This window comes from Liquorilactobacillus oeni DSM 19972 (genome assembly GCF_001436275.1).
Classification (GTDB): Bacteria; Bacillota; Bacilli; order Lactobacillales; family Lactobacillaceae; genus Liquorilactobacillus; species Liquorilactobacillus oeni.
In genome coordinates, this window is record NZ_AZEH01000042.1 from 41,848 (window position 1) to 58,905 (window position 17,058).

Here is a 17,058-nt window from a genome sequence, read left to right on the forward strand (position 1 = left end):
ATTGAAAAGAAGATGGTTGAGTTATTAGAGCAAAGCGGAATTAATTGCAACAAACTTAGAAATAAAAAACGCAAGCTCATCATTAATTCCAATGATGGAAAGTATTGCTTTATCCTTGCGAAAGGGCCGGATGTTATCACCTATCTCAATACTGGAACAGTAGATGTAGGCATTGTCGGCAGTGATATTTTAGCTGAACATAATAATGAACAATGTGAACTTCTTGATCTTCAAAGCGGAAAATGCCAGTTTGTTCTTGCTTCCACTGCGGCTTTTAATTTTGATCGTCCGGGACGAAAAGTCATTGGAACAAAATATCCTGCTATTACTCAGCGTTATTTTGAGTCGTTAGGCCAAGATGTTGAAATTGTAAAGATTGAAGGTTCGGTTGAATTGGCGCCATTGATTGGATTGGCAGATGCAATTGTTGATATTACGGAAACCGGGACCACCTTACGAGAAAATAATCTTATAGTTTACGATTATCTAGACAAGGTTTCAACTAGGTTGGTAGCAAATCGAATGGCACTTAAGCAACATACGGAAGAAATTTTTGAATTTTCTGATCGTTTGGAAAAGACGGTTGCTGCTAATAGCAGTGTTCAAAGACAGATGGAGGAAAGTAAATGAAAATTTATCAGGAAAGTTTCGTGAAGATGCAAAAGATTGTCAGTGATTATACTGCTAAAACAACGGATTTAAAAGTTGAGCAGCGTGTGGCTGAAATTATTGCAAATGTGAGGAAAAATGGTGATGAGGCACTGCAAAAATATGAAGAGCAATTTGATCAAGTAAAATTAAAAAACTTTGCAGTTTCAAAGAGAGAAATGGAACAAGCACTTAACGAAATTTCTCCTGAATTAAAAAAAGCATTGTTATTGGCAAAGAAAAACATTATCAGTTATCACAAAAGAGAATTGGAATACGGATTTATTGATACGGATGTCCCAGGAATTACTCGAGGACAGAAGGTAACACCTTTGCAACGGGTAGGACTCTATATTCCTGGTGGGACAGCAGCATACCCATCAACAATTTTGATGAGTGCACTTCCAGCAAAAATAGCAGGAGTTTCGCAAATTGTGATGGTTACTCCTGCACAAAAAGAGGGAATTGCTGCACCGGTTTTAGCAGCAGCTCAACTTGCCGGTGTAGATAAGATCTATCAGATAGGAGGAGCCCAAGCCATTGCAGCTTTGGCTTATGGAACGCAAAGTATTAAAGCTGTTAATAAGATTGTAGGCCCTGGCAATATTTATGTTGCAACTGCTAAAAAACAGGTTTTTGGCCAAGTTGCAATTGATATGGTGGCAGGTCCTTCAGAAATTGGAATTCTAGCAGATAGCAGTGCCCAACCAGCGCAGATTGCAGCTGATCTGCTTTCACAAGCAGAACATGATAAAAGAGCACGTGCAATTTTAGTTACCGATGAACTTGAATTTGCACAAAAAGTATCTCAAGAAGTGGATAAGCAGGTTGAGCAGCTGCCGCGTAGAGCAATTGCAGAAACAGCAATTGCTGAGCGAAGTTTTATCGCAGTAATGAACTCAATTTCTGATATGTTTGCGTTGATGAATACTGTCGCTCCAGAACATTTAGAGGTCCAACTTAAAGATCCGATGCAGTATTTAAGCTTAATTCGCAATGCTGGTTCAGTCTTTTTAGGCAAATATGCTTCTGAACCGCTGGGAGATTATGTTGCTGGGCCTAATCATGTTTTACCTACTGGCGGTACAGCCAAGTTTTCTTCACCATTGGGAGTTTATGACTTCGTTAAGAAAACTTCATTTATTCAATTTTCGCAAGATGCCTTAGCACAAGATTTGGACGCAATTACAACCCTTGCACGTGCCGAAGGATTAGAAGCTCACGCACGTGCAGTGGAAGCGCGTTTTAAGGATTAGACAGGGAGGACAACAAGATGAGAGAAGCAGAAATTACAAGAAAAACGGCAGAAACGAAAATTAAGATCAAATTAAACTTGGACAAGCAAACTGGAATTAAGGTTAAAACAGGCGTTGGCTTTTTTGATCATATGTTGACACTATTTGCTAAGCATGGCCGCTTTGGGTTGGATGTAGCTGCAAATGGTGATTTGGAAGTTGATGCACATCACACTGTCGAGGATACAGGCATTGTTTTAGGAAAATGTTTTAAAGAAGCCTTAGGTAATAAAGAACAGATAGAACGTTTCGGAACGGCTTTTGTTCCAATGGATGAAACTCTCGGTCGTGTTTGTATTGACTTAAGCGGACGATCATATCTTGTGTTTAATGCTGAACTGACTAATCCACGTTTGGGAAGTTTTGAAACTGAGATTGTAGAAGACTTTTTTCAAGCTTTTGCTTTCAGTGCAGAAATGAATTTGCATGCTGAAATTTTATATGGAAGGAATACTCATCACAAAATTGAAAGCTTGTTTAAAGCCACTGGCAGAGCAATGAGAAAAGCGGTTAATGTTAATTCTGAGATAGAAGGTGTCAACTCAACTAAGGGTGTGATCTAAATGCTGACAATTATAGATTACGACGCGGGCAATACTTATAATGTAAAGAAAGCTTTCGACTTTTTAGGTGTAAAGACTAGGCTTACTGCAGATCCAGCAGAAATATTGGCAAGCCGGGGGCTTATCTTGCCAGGTGTAGGAGCATTTGCTCCTGCGATGCAGACTTTACGCACGCGCGGACTAGACACAGTGATAAAAAAGGCTGTTATGCAAAAAACACCCCTTCTTGGAATTTGCCTTGGTATGCAGCTACTGTTTGAAAGTTCAAGTGAATATGGCGAACATAAGGGATTAGGTTTGATTCCTGGTAAGGTAATTGCATTGCCGCGAAAGAAAGGATACAAAGTACCTCAGATGGGCTGGAATGAAAATGAATTAATACAGAAAAATTCAGTGTTTTCTTTTGTTGCTCAACAGTATACGTATTTTGTACATTCATTTTATGCCGATTGTGATAACAAGTATATCGTATCGCGAGTTGATTATTCAGTGCCGGTACCAGCCATCGTTCAAAATAAAAACGTTTATGGACTTCAGTTTCATCCCGAAAAAAGCGGAAATGTGGGGATTAAGATTTTGCAGACATTTGTAAAGGAGATAATTTATAATGATAATTCCGGCAATTGACCTGCAGGCAGGTAAAAGTGTTCGCCTTTACCAAGGAGATTTTAGTAAACAAACATTGATTGATGAAGATCCAGCAGCACAAGCACAAAAATTTGAAGAAGCAGGGATTAAGTGTTTGCATCTTGTGGATTTGGACGGTGCAAAAAAGGGTGTTCCTCAAAATCAAGAAACAATTGCACAAATTCGGGCGGCTTTTAACGGATTGCTTGAAATCGGCGGTGGTGTTCGGGACTTAAAAAGACTGTCACAATATTTGAATCTAGGAATCGATCGAGTGATCATTGGTTCTGCGGCATTACTTGATCCAGAATTTGTAAAAAATGCATTACAAAAATTCGGTCCTCAAAAAGTGGTAATTGGGGTTGATGGAACTGGTGGTTTTGTCGCGGTAAATGGTTGGCTTGAAAGTTCTGAAACAAAGATGAGTACATTGATTAAAAAAATGTATATAGCTGGTGCACTTAGCTTTATTGTAACGGACGTAGCACGTGACGGCACTCTTAGTGGCCCAAATATTAATTTGTTGCAGTCATTGCAGACAAATTTTCCACAATGTAATATTATCGCATCCGGTGGGATTCGCAATGCAGCTGATATCAAAGAATTACTGCATGCTGGATTAAAGGATATGATAGTTGGCAAGGCACTTTTTAAAGGAAGTCTGACCCTTAAGGAAATAGCGGAGGTGAATAGCAATGCTGGCTAAGAGAATTATTCCATGTTTAGATGTGGACAATGGTCGTGTTAAAAAAGGAATTAACTTTGTAAACTTAGTAGATATCGGTGATCCTGCGGCAATTGCCGCCGAATATGAACGTCAAGGGGCCGATGAGCTGGTCTTCTTAGATATTACTGCTACTAATCAAAAACGCCAAACAATGAAAGAGGTTGTTGAAAGTGTTTCCCGCAGAGTTTTTATGCCGTTGACAGTTGGAGGTGGGATCAAGTCTGTTGCTCAGATGCAGCTTCTTTTAAAAGCTGGTGCAGATAAGATTTCTTTGAATACGGCAGCAGTTGTTGAACCGCAATTAATTACAAAAGGTGCTCAAAAGTTTGGAAGACAGTGTATAGTTGTAGCAATTGACGTTAAAAAGAATTCTGCAACAGGACAGTACATGGTCTTTACATCAGGCGGACAGCACGGTACAGGATTAGACGCATTAGATTGGGCTGAACAGGCCGTTTCTTTAGGAGCTGGTGAACTGCTGGTCACAAGTATGGACAAAGATGGGACCAAATCGGGTTTTGACACAGAATTATACCGTGAGCTTACTGAACGAGTTGATGTGCCGATTATTGCTTCTGGAGGAGCAGGTAAACTGAATGATTTTACTGCTGTGTTTTGCAAAGGAAAAGTTGACGGCGCACTTGCGGCATCGGTTTTTCATTACGGTGAACTAACTATTTCGGGAGTTAAAGATACACTGAAGAAAGCAGGGGTGAACGTCAGATGACTACACCGGATTTTAGTAAAGGGCTATTGACGAGTGTGGTGGTTGATGACCAAACAAGTGCTGTTTTGATGGTTGCATGGATGAACCAGGAAAGTTATCAAAAGACCTTGGAAACTGGACAAACATGGTTTTGGTCACGTTCACGACAGGAACTTTGGCACAAAGGTGAAACGAGCGGAAATACACAAGAAGTTAAAAGAATGTGGCTGGATTGCGATGAAGATACGCTCTTACTTCGAGTCAAACCAGCAGGTCCAGCTTGCCATACGGGAAAGCAAAGTTGTTTTTTTAAAGAAGTAGTATTAAGAAGGAGGAAATAGTAATGGGAAAGCCAAAAATGCAAGATCTTGATCAATTATATCAAGCAGTTTTAGAAAGAAAAGAAAACCCTAAAAAGGGTTCTTATACTGACTATCTTTTTACAAAGGGACTGGACAAGATTCTAAAAAAAGTAGGTGAGGAATCAACTGAAGTAGTTGTTGCTTCCAAAAATCCGAAGCGCGAGGAATTAATTTATGAAACAGCGGACCTTTTTTATCACCTGATGGTTTTGTTAGTTGAACAGGGAGTTTCATATGATGAAATAAAAACAGAACTGGCAAAAAGAGAAGGTTTGATGAGTAAAACCAAGGATCGCCCTGAGATTAAAGATCTTTAATAAAGGAGACAGCAGTATGAAAGAACAGATTAAAGCAATTGAGAACTATATTCCAGAAGAACCGCTGGCACAGGTTAAGAAACGACTTGGACTGAAAAAACTGATTCGGCTTTCGGCAAATGAAAACCCCTTTGGAACGTCTTCTAAAGTGAAAGAAGCGATCTTGAACTGGAACTTTGCTGAAAGTAATCGCTATCCGGATGGGGATGCAAGTCAGCTTCGACAAGTGATTGCAGCTAAATTGAAAGTACCTTCGAACCATCTTGTTTTTGGAGTAGGGCTTGATGAAATTATCATGTTGCTTTCACACGTGTTTTTGGAAAACGGTGATGAGATTATACTTACGAAACCCACTTTTTCTGAATATGCCCTGCATGCTCAAATTGAAGGTGCTAAAGTAGTAGAAGTCCCGTGCAATGCAAAGAGCGGAGGGCATGACTTTGCTGGCATGCTGACAAAAATTACTTCAAAAACAAAGCTGATTTGGCTTTGTAACCCGAATAACCCAACCGGTGTTTACGAAAGACCATCTGTAATTGAGAACTTTATTGCACATGTTCCTAAAGATATACTTGTAATTATTGATGAGGCCTATATTCATTATGTAACAGATGTTGATTCACCGAGTTTTCTTCCTCTTTTGTCGAAATATCCTAATACAATCTTAATGCGGACATTTTCAAAAGTTTACGGATTGGCCAATTACCGCGTTGGGTATGCTGTAATGTCGGCAAAACTGGCAGCTTATATGCAGTCGGTCCGTTTGCCGTATAATCTGAGCGCACTTTCTCAAATAGCAGCGCTTGCGGCTTTAAAAGATCAAAAGTTTGTAAAGAAATCAGTGAATAAGACACAAAAAGAAAGAAAAGCTTGGGAAACGTTTTTTGAGTCTCAAGGAATTAAATATTTTCACAGCCAAGCAAATTTTATTTTTTTCAAATATCCAGGTGCAAATAAACTGGCTGATTTTCTTTTGAAAAACGGTTATCAGATCCGCCGCGGCTTTTCTGACGAATGGTTGCGCTTGACTATTGGTACAACAGCAGATGGGGGAAAACTAAGGACGTTATTTTTAACTCAAATCAAGAAGTAATTATAGTAAGAAGAATGCTAAAGCGCTTGTTTCTTTGGTACAATAGTGTAAAACTAATGTTAAACCAAATAGATGGGGTGAACGGGATGGCAGCTAAAATTCATTATGGGATAGTAGGGACAAGTAAACTTGTACGCAAATTCTTAAGTGCTATTGCATTGGTTCCTGACAGTATTGTTATGGGGATAGTAGATCAAACTGAAACACAGGCTGAAGGCAAAAAACTTGTCCAAGAGTTTGATATTCCTCAACTTTATACAAAAACTGAAGAATTGCTTAATAATGAAACAATTGATATTATCTACTTTGCTGTCAAGAATGAAGATTATTATGAAAATGCAAAAAGAGCACTCAGCAAAGGGAAAAATGTTTTACTGGAAAAGCCTTTTACACGTCATAAGGTGGGAGCAAGCGAACTTTTTCAGTTAGCGGGAAAAAAGAAATTGTTCATTATGGAAGCGCAAAGTGCACTTTTTCTGCCTATCATGCAAAAGGTGCGTACGCTTTTGAAACAAGGAATAATTGGTGATTTGCGCTTTATTGAGGTTAAGGACCATTACGATGTCGCTGGTAAAACCGATTGGATAAAAAAACTGTCTGCTGGAGGAGGTGCCCTTTTTAATGGAGGTGCTAATTTTCTTGGGGTTATTCAGTATTTAGGCGGGCAGGGTTTTGATGACTGGAGCGGATTCGAATATAATCGTGTTGGTGAAGCTGATACCCGTTGCAACCTTTCACTTAAAATGAACGACCTTTTGGTGAATGTATTGTTAGCTACTGATTTTGAGATTGAAACTAAACTTGTACTTTACGGAACGAAAGGCAGAATTAAAATTCCAAATTATCGGTTATCAAATACCGCGTTGCTTGAAAATGAAAATAAAACGAAAAGGTTTGTGATCAGTGAACAGAAAAATGATCTTGTTTATGAAATTGAACATCTTAATAAGTGTCTTCAGGAAAAGCAGTTTGTAAGTCCGATTGTCACACCAGAGATAACAATCCAGTCTATAACTGTAATGGAGTCCTTATACCGAAAATGGTACAGTGATTCTTTAAATTAGGATAATGAATATCAAAAATAAGTTATTTGCGCAGTAATTTATGGTCCTTGGAAATAGAAATAAGCAGCGGTAATCAAAAAGGAGCTGAGTCAAAACGTATGTTTTGACCCAGCTCCTAGTTTTTAACCTGCAACACTTGATAGTAGCAATAGGTTAAAGTTAAAACAGTCAATTCTTTTCGCAACATATATCTTTAGTTTAAACAGAACTCTATTCATTTTGCCAGAGGTTTTTTATTAACGTCTAATGTTACAAAAAGAAGAGCTTGAATAGAATAGCCGCACAAATACCGGCTAAAGTTGGGGCTAAGACAGGAACCCAGCTATATCCCCATTGTGATGATCCTTTATGTTTAAGCGGAAGTAGCTGATGTACTAGTCTTGGACCAAGGTCACGTGCTGGGTTGAGTGCAGGACCGGTGGGGCCGCCAAACGAAGCAACAATGACCATCACCAAAAGTCCCAAGCCTATAAAACCGGACATTTGGTTTCCTTTTGCAAATTCAGGAGCAGTTGTAATTCCTAAGGCACCAAATACAAGTACAAAAGTACCAAAAAACTCGTTGATAAAGCCATTCAAGTTGTTTTTGGTTGCATCTGTTGTTGAAAAGGTTCCTAGGACACGATTAGTATCGGTAGTTAAATCATAATGAGGCTTGAAGCAGGCGTATAAAATAAGTTGTCCTATAATTGCACCCAATAATTGAACAAATATGTATGGAAGTACCTCACTCCAAGGAAAGAGACCTATAGAAGCTAAGCCGATTGTAACAGCCGGATTGATATGATTACCAGAAATGCTACCGAACATCAGAGCGGGGATCATTACTGCAAAACCGTAACCTACTGCAATAACGATCCAACCGCTGTTGCTGCCTTTAGTACGCTCGAGGTCGACCGTTGCTACGGAACCATTTCCTAACAGAACCATAATAGCAGTTCCGAAAAACTCAGCCGCGAGCCTTGTTGCTAATGAATAATCCATGTTAACCTCCTTTATACAAATACCTTATAAGCTTATCACAAAAAGGTAATATGTAAATATTAGAAAACGCTTTTATTTTAAGATATCATTTGGCTTTTATGCAGAAATATCATAAAATAAAACCTAGTGATCGAAGGAGGCTGTTAGCTGTGATGATAAAGCCGATCGAGCAGGTATTTTTGCAAAGGCAAGAGCACTTTTTGATACCTGCTGAAATGGTGGCAAATGTTCAAGAAGATAATAAGTTGGATCATGCTTTTCTGGTACTGACTAAAGTAAGATATGCAACTATTCCAGTTTTGGATAAAAAACAGCATTTCAAGGGCCTTTTATCCTTGTCAATGCTTACTGAGACTATGTTGGGAATGAATGGAATTGATTCGACTAAGCTAAGCAGCAAAAAAGTTGCTGAAGTTATGCAGACAGATGTTCAAACGATTAAATTACCGTATGATATCGAAGAAATTCTTCATCTCCTTGTTGATAGACCGTTTTTGGTTGTTGTAAGTGATGAAGGAATGTTTACAGGAATTGTGACCCGCAGAGAAATCATGAAAGCTTTCAACTTTGTGGCTCATGATTTGGATAAATATTATGACATTATTGCAAAAAAAGATATAAGATTATAGAATCAAACCAATTAAGTTTGGCAGTTAATTAAATAAGCATTGGAGGAAGACAAATGGTTAAATTAGATGCAAAAGAAATTATTCGTACTATTTCTGAATCTAAGAAAAAGACACCAGTTAAGGTGTATGTAAAGGGAGACTTCAAAGAATTTAAATTTCCCAAAAAAATCGAAGCCTATGTAAGTAGAAAAGCAGGGGTTATTTTTGGAGATTGGAAGGATGTTGAACCGTTTCTCTCAGATAATAAAGGAAAAGCAATTACAGGGTATCATATTGAAAATGATGGTCGTAATACAGGTGTGCCACTCTTGGATAAGAAGAAGTTTGATGCGCGTATTGAACCCGGAGCAATTATTCGCGATCAAGTTGTGATCGGGGATAAAGCAGTGGTTATGATGGGTGCTGTAATTAATATCGGTGCTGAAGTAGGTGAAAACTCAATGATTGATATGGGAGCAATCCTAGGCGGCCGTGCATTAGTAGGCAAAAATTGCCATATCGGTGCTGGAACGGTTCTTGCCGGGGTTGTTGAGCCACCTTCTGCTAAACCTGTTGTGATCGAAGATGATGTCTTACTCGGAGCTAATGCAGTTGTTCTGGAAGGAGTACGAGTTGGTAAGGGAGCTGTTGTAGGGGCTGGAGCTGTCGTAACCAAGGATGTGGCACCGAAGACTGTGGTTGCAGGTGTTCCTGCTAGAAAGATTAAAGATGTGGCTGATGTAAAAGCCGGCAAGACGGAACTAGTTGATGACCTGCGTAAGATTTAAGTGCTATTTATCTTGTAAAACCAGCAAGTAAAAACTACTGTAGAGGATTTTTTGGAGTCAATGGAATTGTTCTTAAAACAACCGTTGAATCTGATTTTACTCTGCAGTTTTTTGTTAAAGTTGAAGTGTAACTATAGTTTTTGATGGAGTATGATTAAGTAAAAAGCAAACTATGAAAAAGCGGGATGAAAAAATGAGCTTGACAGAAAGCGAATTGATTAAAATTAGAAGGCAGCTTCATCAGATACCTGAAATTGGGATGCTGGAGTTTGAAACTCAGGCTAAATTAATTGAAATTATAAGAAGTATGCCACAAACATATTTTGAAATTAAAAAATGGAAAACTGCCATTTTAGTTCATGTACATGGAAAGCAGCAAGGCTATACAGTCGGCTATCGTACTGACATTGATGGCTTGCCGGTTGAAGAACAGACAGGGTTAGCTTACGCTTCGCGGCATAAAGGAAGAATGCATGCTTGCGGTCATGATATTCACATGACTGTAGCACTGGGAATTTTAAGTTATTTTGCTGAGAATCAACCTCAAGTTAATCTTACATTTATCTTTCAACCAGCTGAAGAAAATGCAAGCGGTGGTAAACAACTATATGAAAGCGGCATACTGGGAGAATGGATGCCTGATGAAATTTATGCTTTTCATGATAATCCAGAACTGCCGGTGGGAAGTATTGGCTGCAGACAAGGCACACTTTTTGCTGGAACATGCGAAATTCACGCTAAATTTATCGGGAAAAGCGGACATGCAGCATTTCCGCATCGGGCTAATGATATGGTAGTGGCCGGGGCACAGTTTGTTAATCAGATACAAACTATCGTTAGTCGCAATGTTGATCCAATCCAAGCTGGTGTAGTAACTCTTGGGCATTTTTCTGCGGGTACGATTGGTAATGTAATCTCAGGAAAAGCTCAGATTGACGGTACAATCAGAGCTTTGACACAAAAGAATAACGTGCTTATTCAAAAAAGAGTCCGTAAAATTGCTGATGGTGTAGCTGAGTCTTTCGAATGCAAACTTGAACTTGATCTGCACCAAGGAGGATATTATCCAGTTGAAAATAACCCGCAAACCACAGCGGCATTCATAGATTATATGAAAAATACGCCAGATGTAGATTTTATTGAGACTTTGCCAGCTATGACCGGTGAAGATTTTGGGTTCCTTTTATCTAAAATCCCAGGAACAATGTTTTGGCTAGGTGTTGAGAGCCCATATTCGTTACATTCGGAATATTTTGCGCCTAAAGAAGGAGCTATCATTAAAGGGGTTAACGCAATGATCGGTTTTCTTAAGAAGAGACAAACAGTAGTAGGAAATAAATAGAAAATTAAAATAAAAGTGGGAAGTGTGGCAATAGTCGTTAGGCTTTGAGCATTAACTGCGAATTACGAACATAGTCTGAATTTGACTATGAGTAATTCGTGGTTAAGCGGAAAAGACTGACTATAGGAAACACGTTAATATGGAAACTACAAGAGAGTACAAAAAACTGAGTCAAAAACATAAGTTTTGACTCAGTTTCTTTTTTTGAAATCATTATCACGATGCGGTAGTTAAATTCAACGGGGAAGTTTTTATTTTAAAGCCCGCTTTAGTCAGCTGGTCAAGGTATGCTGCTAAAAAGATTCGTTGGATGTTTAATTGAGCTCCATTTTTAGTATAGATAATTACTCTAAGTGAAAGTGAACCGTTGGAGTTCTCGACTGTTCCAAGAAACGTAGGACCACGGGTGATTTCAGTATATTTTGGTGCTAATTCATGGTTAACTCTTTCAATGATTGAAGACATTGCGGCAATATCTGAATTAGGATCAAAGTAGATGTCTATAAGTGCACGCATATCGTTGCGCGAAAGGTTGCTGACAATCGTAATATTTCGGTTTGGGACGTAATGAAGTGTTCCATCATAATCGGTAATCTGAGTTGTACGCAAACCGATTGCACGGATCGTTCCTGAAATAGTGCCGATCTTTACTTCATCACCAACGTCAAACTGTTGTTCCAGTAAAATAAAGAAACCGGTGACAACGTCGGTGACAAAACCTTGAGCTCCTAATCCTAGGGCGACACTTGCAATTCCTGCTCCTGCCAATAATGTACCAACTGGAATGCCTATAGCAGATAGCACAGCGTAAAAATAAAAAAAGAGGATACAATAGTGGAAGATATTTAGAGACAATGTAAAGATCGTGTTTAGACGATTTGAAGTCAAGTGTTCATTTTTACGGGTTCTTTTGAAACTGCGTCTGATGACAATCTTTCCGAGCCAATTAACAATTAAGAAGAAAATGGATAACAAAACAATTGAAAGAATTGTCATAAAAATTTTTCCAAGAATATCTTCCCAGTTTATTTTTGCAAGGTAATTGTTTAACATGTTCGTTCGTCTAGTAACCTGTGCCGTAATGTCCTTTGAAACTGCTTCGGTCACTCTAAAATAAAATAATTGCATATTAGTTCTCCTTTACTACTTTCTATAATATCAAAAAAATGTTCAGACTTCAGGTTAAAATGTGGTTGATTTTTTTTAGTTATAAAAATTAGTTTACATTTTTCTTTTAATTGCAGTTTAGCGGTGTCAATGATATTCTAGGGGAAAGCGAATTAAGGGGGCGTAGCTATATGACAACACTAACTTTTGGGCAAGTAGCGGGCTTAATTGCAGCATTAGCATTTTTATTGCTGGTTATTTTCTTATGCGCAGTTTTAGTAAAAGTTGTTAAAATTATGAAAGAAGTAAATGAAAGTGTTAAAACGTTAAGAACTGATGCTGATGGAATTGCCAAAGAGGTCGAAGCAATCCTAGCTAAGTCAAATACTTTACTAGAAGATGTCAACAGCAAATCGAAAACGATTGATCCACTTTTTAAAACTGTTGCTGATTTGAGCGAAAGTGTTTCAGACTTGAATAATGCAAGCAGAGGATTAGCCGAAAAGGTTACTGCTTCAACTCAGAAAGCAGGTAAGACTGCGTTGGCTTTTGGAGCAGTTAAAAAGTTGTACAGCTTAAGAAAAAAGAAGAAGAAAGAATAATTTTTGAAGGAGGTTTTTCACAATGGTTAAAAAGTCATCGTTATTTGCAACTGCAGTTGTAGGTGTTGCTGCTTATTATGTGACAAAAAAAGTTTTTGGTGCTCATAAAGAGGAAATCCGACAAAAGGTTAATGAGGCTACTAGCGATGGTCGTGAAGCTGCAATCAGATATTATCAATATGCTAAGGATTACTTTGAAGACGAAGAGGGGCTGCAAGGAACCTTTGAAGATTTGAAGAAAAAAGTTGCCGATAAGGCACAAGATTTTAAAAATAATGAGAATTTTGAACAGGCGCTATCTTCCCTTAAGGAAGCAACATCAGAACTTAAGGAACAGTTTAAAAAAACTAAAGAAGATTTTTCTGAAGGAGCAGATGATTCTTTCAATGATGAAAGTGAACAAGAAGATGAAATTGTAATTGATGGTCTTTCAGCTTTTGGTGAGGCGAAAGAAGCCGCTGAATTTGAAAAAGATCATCCTACTGAAACCTTTTATCCTAAAGATAAGTAAATTAATAATTAGTTGTTTCTAATAAAATTTATGCAAAAAAAACAGACGTTAAGTCTGTTTTTTTTAATATGGTTAATAATCAAACTAAAGGTAAAAATTGTAATTCTTTAGAGGTATGGGTAAATGGCTGTGCCCCTGTTTCAGTGACATGTACACAGTCTTCAATTCTGACTCCAGCAACTCCAGGAACATAAATACCGGGTTCGATTGAAAAGCACATTCCGGGGGCAAGCTCCATATCGTTTCCTTCCATGATAGATGGAAATTCATGTTCACTTTGGCCCATTCCATGACCTAAGCGGTGAATGAAGAATTCTCCATAGCCGGCTTTTTCAATGATTCTACGTGCGATTTTATCAAGGTCTTCAGCACGAATTCCAGGTTTTACGGCTTCTTGGGCAGCCAATTGTGCTTCAAGACAAACTTTGTAAATCTCTTTTGACCTGTCATCAAGTTTTTTGCCGAAAGCTACCGTACGACTAGCATCAGAAATATAGCCTTCATAAATCACTCCGAGATCAAATAGAACAAGTTTATTTGGTTTAATGAGATCTTTTTTTGGTTCTCCATGTGGTTCTGCTGCGTTTGCACCACTTTGAATGATAGTATCGAAGCTGGTATGTGTGATTCCCTTTTTCTTTAGAGCATACTCGATTTCTGCAGCAACATCTTGTTCGGTTCTTTTAGTACTGAGTGCTTTGAATCCAACTTCAAAAGCAAAATCCGCCCATTTTCCAGCAATTTTAAGTTTTTCAATTTCGGCAGGTGTTTTAATCAACTGCTCCTTTTGGATTAAAGGGGTTAAGTTGCCGTTAAAAGAAGCATGAGAAAATTTACGCTGCAGTTCTTCAAAGCGGCTTACATTGAGGTTACTCTTCTCAATAGCCCATCTTCTTGGTGTTTTAACTTTTGCCAAAATTTTTTCTTTAATAATCTGGTATGGGTCTTGATGATCTAGGTAACCGTATACAGGGTGTTTCCAGCCAACATCTTTTACTGCTTCAACTTCAAGAGCAGGTGCGAAAATGAAGGGTTCCTGATCAGGAAAAATGAACAGTGCCAAGGTTCGTTCTATTGGATCGCTTGAAAAACCAGTAAAATACTGGATATTTTTAAAATTGCTGATATAACCGACTTGATAATTATTATCAGCCAGCCATTCCTGGACTTTTTCAATATGTGACATTTGATCGCTTCCTTATAAAGTTAATATCTAAATTATAGCATAGCTTTTTTGTGGTGACGCTACCAATTTAATATGAAAGGTTAGTGAAAAAGGACGCTTATGCGTCATGAAACGCTTGCAAAAATTTAAAATCTTTGCTAAATTAGGAAGTGGTATTGAAAAGTTAATGAAAAACGGAAGGAAAAATTATGGAAAAAAAAACAATCACAATTTATGATGTTGCACGAGAAGCCGCAGTTTCAATGGCAACAGTTTCACGAGTTGTTAATGGCAATCCCAATGTTAAACCGGCAACACGAAAAAAGGTTTTGGAAGTTATTGAGCGTCTTGACTATCGGCCGAATGCTGTAGCACGGGGGCTCGCAAGTAAAAAAACGACTACTGTGGGTGTAATTATCCCAGATGTCACCGATATTTATTTTTCTTCTTTGGCCCGAGGAATTGACGACGTTGCAACGATGTATAAATATAACATTATCTTGGCTAATTCTGACAGCAATAGTCAAAAAGAAATTCAGGTTTTAAATACATTGTTGGCTAAACAAGTTGATGGGATTATTTATATGGGAAATAAAATCAGTGATGAGCTGCGAGCACAATTTGAACATAGTAAAACTCCAGTTATTCTAGCAGGATCAGTCGATCCAAAAGAAGAACTTGGAAGTGTGCACATTGACTATGTTGCGGCAGTAGAAGAGGCAGTCAGCGATTTAATCAACCATGGAAATAAAAGAGTTGCATTTATTTCTGGACCAATGGACGAAGCGATCAACAGTGAATACCGCTTAAAGGGTTATAAAAATGTATTGGCAAAAAAGAAGATTGAATATGACCCAGAACTTGTTTTTGAAACTGACTATAGTTATCGTGCCGGAGAAATCTTATGGCCTGCTATTGTGTCCGCGGGAGCAACTGCGGCTTTTGTAGGGGATGATGAACTAGCTGCCGGTGTATTAAATGGAGCACAAGATGCAGGAGCCGGTGTTCCGGAAAACTTTGAAGTCGTGACAAGTAACAATTCAAAAATTACTGAAATAGTTCGTCCAAAACTGTCTTCAATTACACAGCCGCTTTATGATATTGGTGCTGTTTCAATGCGCTTTTTAACAAAATTAATGAATAAAGAGGAAGTTACTGAAAAATCAGTTGAACTGCCTTATGGTTTTATCAAACGTGCTTCAACAAAGTAAATAAGAGGTGTTTTTTTTTGAAAAAGAGGTTTAAGTTTAACGCGGACACCTTTCTTTTGCTTGCATTTTTAATAATGCTTTTACTCTTTATCAGTTCTTCTATGACGTATAAGCAGCAAACCTCAGTGCCTTTTTTGGAAAAATATTTGGCCAAAAAGCCTTTCAATAATTTTTTGAATGGCTTTTCTTTTGTATATGCAAAAGAAAGGGTCAGCATTGCAAGTATAGGCTACTTTAAATTCGTTGAATTTTTTATTAGAAAAGGTGCCCATTTTTTCAGCTATCTGCTTTTAGGAACATTTTTTTATTTAGGCTTAAAGCCACGACTGAACTCCACTGTCCTGAGTGTTTTAATCTGTGCTCTATCAACCGTTGGTTACGCAGCGCTTGATGAATATCATCAGCTGCTTACCGGAGGAAGAACTCCGCTTTTTCAAGACGTAATTTTGGATGGCATCGGGGGGTTGGCAGGCATCCTAATTTTTGGAATATATTTTTCCAGTAAGCAAAAATAGTCTTTAGTTAGTTGATTTAATGACTATTTTTTGCTAGTATTCATAGTGACTGAATTATCGGTCTGATTAAATTTTCGGAAAGAGGTATTAGATTATGTCAGGACATTCTAAATGGAATAACATCCAAGGCCGAAAAAATGCCCAAGATGCAAAACGCGGGAAAATTTTTCAGAGATTATCGCGAGAAATCTACATGGCGGCAAAGAGTGGCGGTCCTGATCCCGACGCTAATCCGCAACTTCGATTGATGATCGATAAGGCGCGCGCAGCCAACATGCCCAAAGATAATATCAAAAGAGCGATTGATAAGTCTTCAGGGTCTGACGGTGCTAATTACGAGGAAATAACTTACGAAGGATATGGCCCAGCCGGAGTTGCTATTTTGGTTGAGGCACTGACGGATAATCGCAACAGAACAGCTTCAGCTGTTCGGGCTGACTTTACCCGTAATGGCGGAAATCTAGGTGAAACAGGTTCCGTTAACTTTATGTTCGACAGAAAAGGCTATATTGCGATTCCTCGTGAAAACTTGGATGTTGACGAAGATCAAATGTTTGAAGATGTTATCAATGCAGGAGCGGAAGATCTGCAAACATCTGATGAAGTGTTCGAAGTTTATACAGATCCTAAAGATTTTGCTAACGTAAGAGATGAGCTGCAAAAGAAATATGAACTTGACACAGCTGAATTGACAATGATTCCTCAAAACTATGTACCAGTACCAGAGGATAAAGTTGAGCAGTTTGAGCGCCTGATTGATAGACTTGAAGATGAAGATGATGTGTCGGAGGTCTTCCATTCAGGGGAGTTACCTGAATAGTGT

21 protein-coding genes are annotated in these 17,058 nt (G+C 38.3%); 18 read left to right on the forward strand and 3 right to left on the reverse strand.

Translation table 11 applies throughout. From position 1 onward, the window contains the following. The first annotated feature begins 12 nt into the window (after positions 1 to 12). The 10 genes from hisG to FD46_RS09890 are packed head-to-tail and all read left to right on the forward strand — an operon-like array spanning position 13 to position 7,402. Positions 13 to 630 carry an ATP phosphoribosyltransferase gene (hisG, locus tag FD46_RS09845; protein WP_057897030.1) on the forward strand — a complete coding sequence of 206 codons (618 nt, stop codon included), beginning with the start codon at positions 13 to 15 and terminating at the stop codon, positions 628 to 630. Continuing rightward, positions 627 to 1,904, forward strand: a complete 1,278-nt coding sequence (hisD, locus tag FD46_RS09850) for a histidinol dehydrogenase (RefSeq protein WP_057896992.1) — start codon at positions 627 to 629, stop codon at positions 1,902 to 1,904. Before hisG ends, hisD begins: the two co-directional genes overlap by 4 nt. Before the next feature lie 17 nt (positions 1,905 to 1,921). Next, positions 1,922 to 2,506, forward strand: a complete 585-nt coding sequence (gene hisB / locus FD46_RS09855; protein WP_057896993.1) for an imidazoleglycerol-phosphate dehydratase HisB — start codon at positions 1,922 to 1,924, stop codon at positions 2,504 to 2,506. Next, positions 2,507 to 3,133 carry an imidazole glycerol phosphate synthase subunit HisH gene (gene hisH / locus FD46_RS09860; RefSeq protein WP_057896994.1) on the forward strand — a complete coding sequence of 209 codons (627 nt, stop codon included), beginning with the start codon at positions 2,507 to 2,509 and terminating at the stop codon, positions 3,131 to 3,133. Next, positions 3,114 to 3,839 carry a 1-(5-phosphoribosyl)-5-[(5-phosphoribosylamino)methylideneamino]imidazole-4-carboxamide isomerase gene (gene hisA, locus FD46_RS09865; RefSeq protein WP_057896995.1) on the forward strand — a complete coding sequence of 242 codons (726 nt, stop codon included), beginning with the start codon at positions 3,114 to 3,116 and terminating at the stop codon, positions 3,837 to 3,839. Before hisH ends, hisA begins: the two co-directional genes overlap by 20 nt. Then, positions 3,829 to 4,587, forward strand: a complete 759-nt coding sequence (gene hisF / locus FD46_RS09870; protein ID WP_057896996.1) for an imidazole glycerol phosphate synthase subunit HisF — start codon at positions 3,829 to 3,831, stop codon at positions 4,585 to 4,587. Before hisA ends, hisF begins: the two co-directional genes overlap by 11 nt. Beyond that, entirely contained in the window at positions 4,584 to 4,907 is a 324-nt protein-coding gene (gene hisI, locus FD46_RS09875; RefSeq protein ID WP_057896997.1) for a phosphoribosyl-AMP cyclohydrolase, read from the forward strand. The genes hisF and hisI overlap by 4 nt, the downstream gene beginning before the upstream one ends. Before the next feature lie 17 nt (positions 4,908 to 4,924). Continuing rightward, positions 4,925 to 5,245, forward strand: coding sequence for a phosphoribosyl-ATP diphosphatase (gene hisE, locus FD46_RS09880; RefSeq protein WP_057897031.1), 321 nt, complete (start codon positions 4,925 to 4,927; stop codon positions 5,243 to 5,245). 16 nt (positions 5,246 to 5,261) lie between these two features. Further along, positions 5,262 to 6,338 (forward strand): histidinol-phosphate transaminase, encoded by a 1,077-nt coding sequence (gene hisC / locus FD46_RS09885; protein ID WP_057896998.1) that lies wholly within the window; start codon positions 5,262 to 5,264, stop codon positions 6,336 to 6,338. Positions 6,339 to 6,394: 56 nt separating this feature from the next. Continuing rightward, positions 6,395 to 7,402, forward strand: coding sequence for a Gfo/Idh/MocA family protein (locus FD46_RS09890; protein ID WP_235805617.1), 1,008 nt, complete (start codon positions 6,395 to 6,397; stop codon positions 7,400 to 7,402). 249 nt (positions 7,403 to 7,651) lie between these two features. Here the strand turns inward: FD46_RS09890 and FD46_RS09895 are convergent, their stop codons facing one another. Next, complete coding sequence (locus FD46_RS09895; RefSeq protein WP_057897000.1) at positions 7,652 to 8,386, reverse strand: MIP/aquaporin family protein; 735 nt, start codon at positions 8,384 to 8,386, stop codon at positions 7,652 to 7,654. Positions 8,387 to 8,538: 152 nt separating this feature from the next. On the opposite strand from FD46_RS09895, the gene cbpB reads away from it, so the two are divergent. The 3 genes from cbpB to FD46_RS09910 all read left to right on the forward strand — a co-directional run bounded on the left by cbpB (position 8,539) and on the right by FD46_RS09910 (position 11,124). Then, a complete protein-coding gene (gene cbpB / locus FD46_RS09900; RefSeq protein ID WP_420805353.1) occupies positions 8,539 to 9,015 on the forward strand; it encodes a cyclic-di-AMP-binding protein CbpB in 477 nt (158 codons plus the stop codon). 53 nt (positions 9,016 to 9,068) lie between these two features. Further along, entirely contained in the window at positions 9,069 to 9,782 is a 714-nt protein-coding gene (dapD, locus tag FD46_RS09905) for a 2,3,4,5-tetrahydropyridine-2,6-dicarboxylate N-acetyltransferase (RefSeq protein WP_057897002.1), read from the forward strand. A gap of 193 nt (positions 9,783 to 9,975) precedes the next feature. Continuing rightward, positions 9,976 to 11,124, forward strand: a complete 1,149-nt coding sequence (locus FD46_RS09910; RefSeq protein WP_057897032.1) for an N-acetyldiaminopimelate deacetylase — start codon at positions 9,976 to 9,978, stop codon at positions 11,122 to 11,124. Positions 11,125 to 11,340: 216 nt separating this feature from the next. Here FD46_RS09910 and FD46_RS09915 read toward each other — a convergent pair whose 3' ends face one another. Beyond that, positions 11,341 to 12,252 carry a mechanosensitive ion channel family protein gene (locus FD46_RS09915; protein ID WP_057897003.1) on the reverse strand — a complete coding sequence of 304 codons (912 nt, stop codon included), beginning with the start codon at positions 12,250 to 12,252 and terminating at the stop codon, positions 11,341 to 11,343. A 170-nt stretch (positions 12,253 to 12,422) separates the two neighbouring features. On the opposite strand from FD46_RS09915, the gene FD46_RS09920 reads away from it, so the two are divergent. Next, complete coding sequence (locus FD46_RS09920) at positions 12,423 to 12,833, forward strand: DUF948 domain-containing protein (protein WP_057897004.1); 411 nt, start codon at positions 12,423 to 12,425, stop codon at positions 12,831 to 12,833. Positions 12,834 to 12,855: 22 nt separating this feature from the next. Continuing rightward, positions 12,856 to 13,344 carry a hypothetical protein gene (locus FD46_RS09925; protein ID WP_057897005.1) on the forward strand — a complete coding sequence of 163 codons (489 nt, stop codon included), beginning with the start codon at positions 12,856 to 12,858 and terminating at the stop codon, positions 13,342 to 13,344. Between the two features lie 79 nt (positions 13,345 to 13,423). On the opposite strand, the gene FD46_RS09930 is transcribed toward FD46_RS09925, so the two are convergent. Beyond that, on the reverse strand, positions 13,424 to 14,530 hold the full coding sequence (locus FD46_RS09930) for a M24 family metallopeptidase (RefSeq protein ID WP_057897006.1): 1,107 nt from the start codon (positions 14,528 to 14,530) through the stop codon (positions 13,424 to 13,426). 188 nt (positions 14,531 to 14,718) lie between these two features. Here FD46_RS09930 and ccpA point away from each other — a divergent pair, with 188 nt between their 5' ends. The 3 genes from ccpA to FD46_RS09945 all read left to right on the forward strand — a co-directional run bounded on the left by ccpA (position 14,719) and on the right by FD46_RS09945 (position 17,055). Beyond that, a complete protein-coding gene (gene ccpA / locus FD46_RS09935) occupies positions 14,719 to 15,720 on the forward strand; it encodes a catabolite control protein A (RefSeq protein ID WP_057897007.1) in 1,002 nt (333 codons plus the stop codon). 17 nt (positions 15,721 to 15,737) lie between these two features. Continuing rightward, positions 15,738 to 16,235 (forward strand): VanZ family protein, encoded by a 498-nt coding sequence (locus tag FD46_RS09940; RefSeq protein WP_057897008.1) that lies wholly within the window; start codon positions 15,738 to 15,740, stop codon positions 16,233 to 16,235. Between the two features lie 94 nt (positions 16,236 to 16,329). Beyond that, positions 16,330 to 17,055: a YebC/PmpR family DNA-binding transcriptional regulator gene (locus tag FD46_RS09945; protein WP_057897009.1), complete on the forward strand. Its 726-nt coding sequence runs from the start codon at positions 16,330 to 16,332 to the stop codon at positions 17,053 to 17,055. Positions 17,056 to 17,058: the final 3 nt, after the last annotated feature.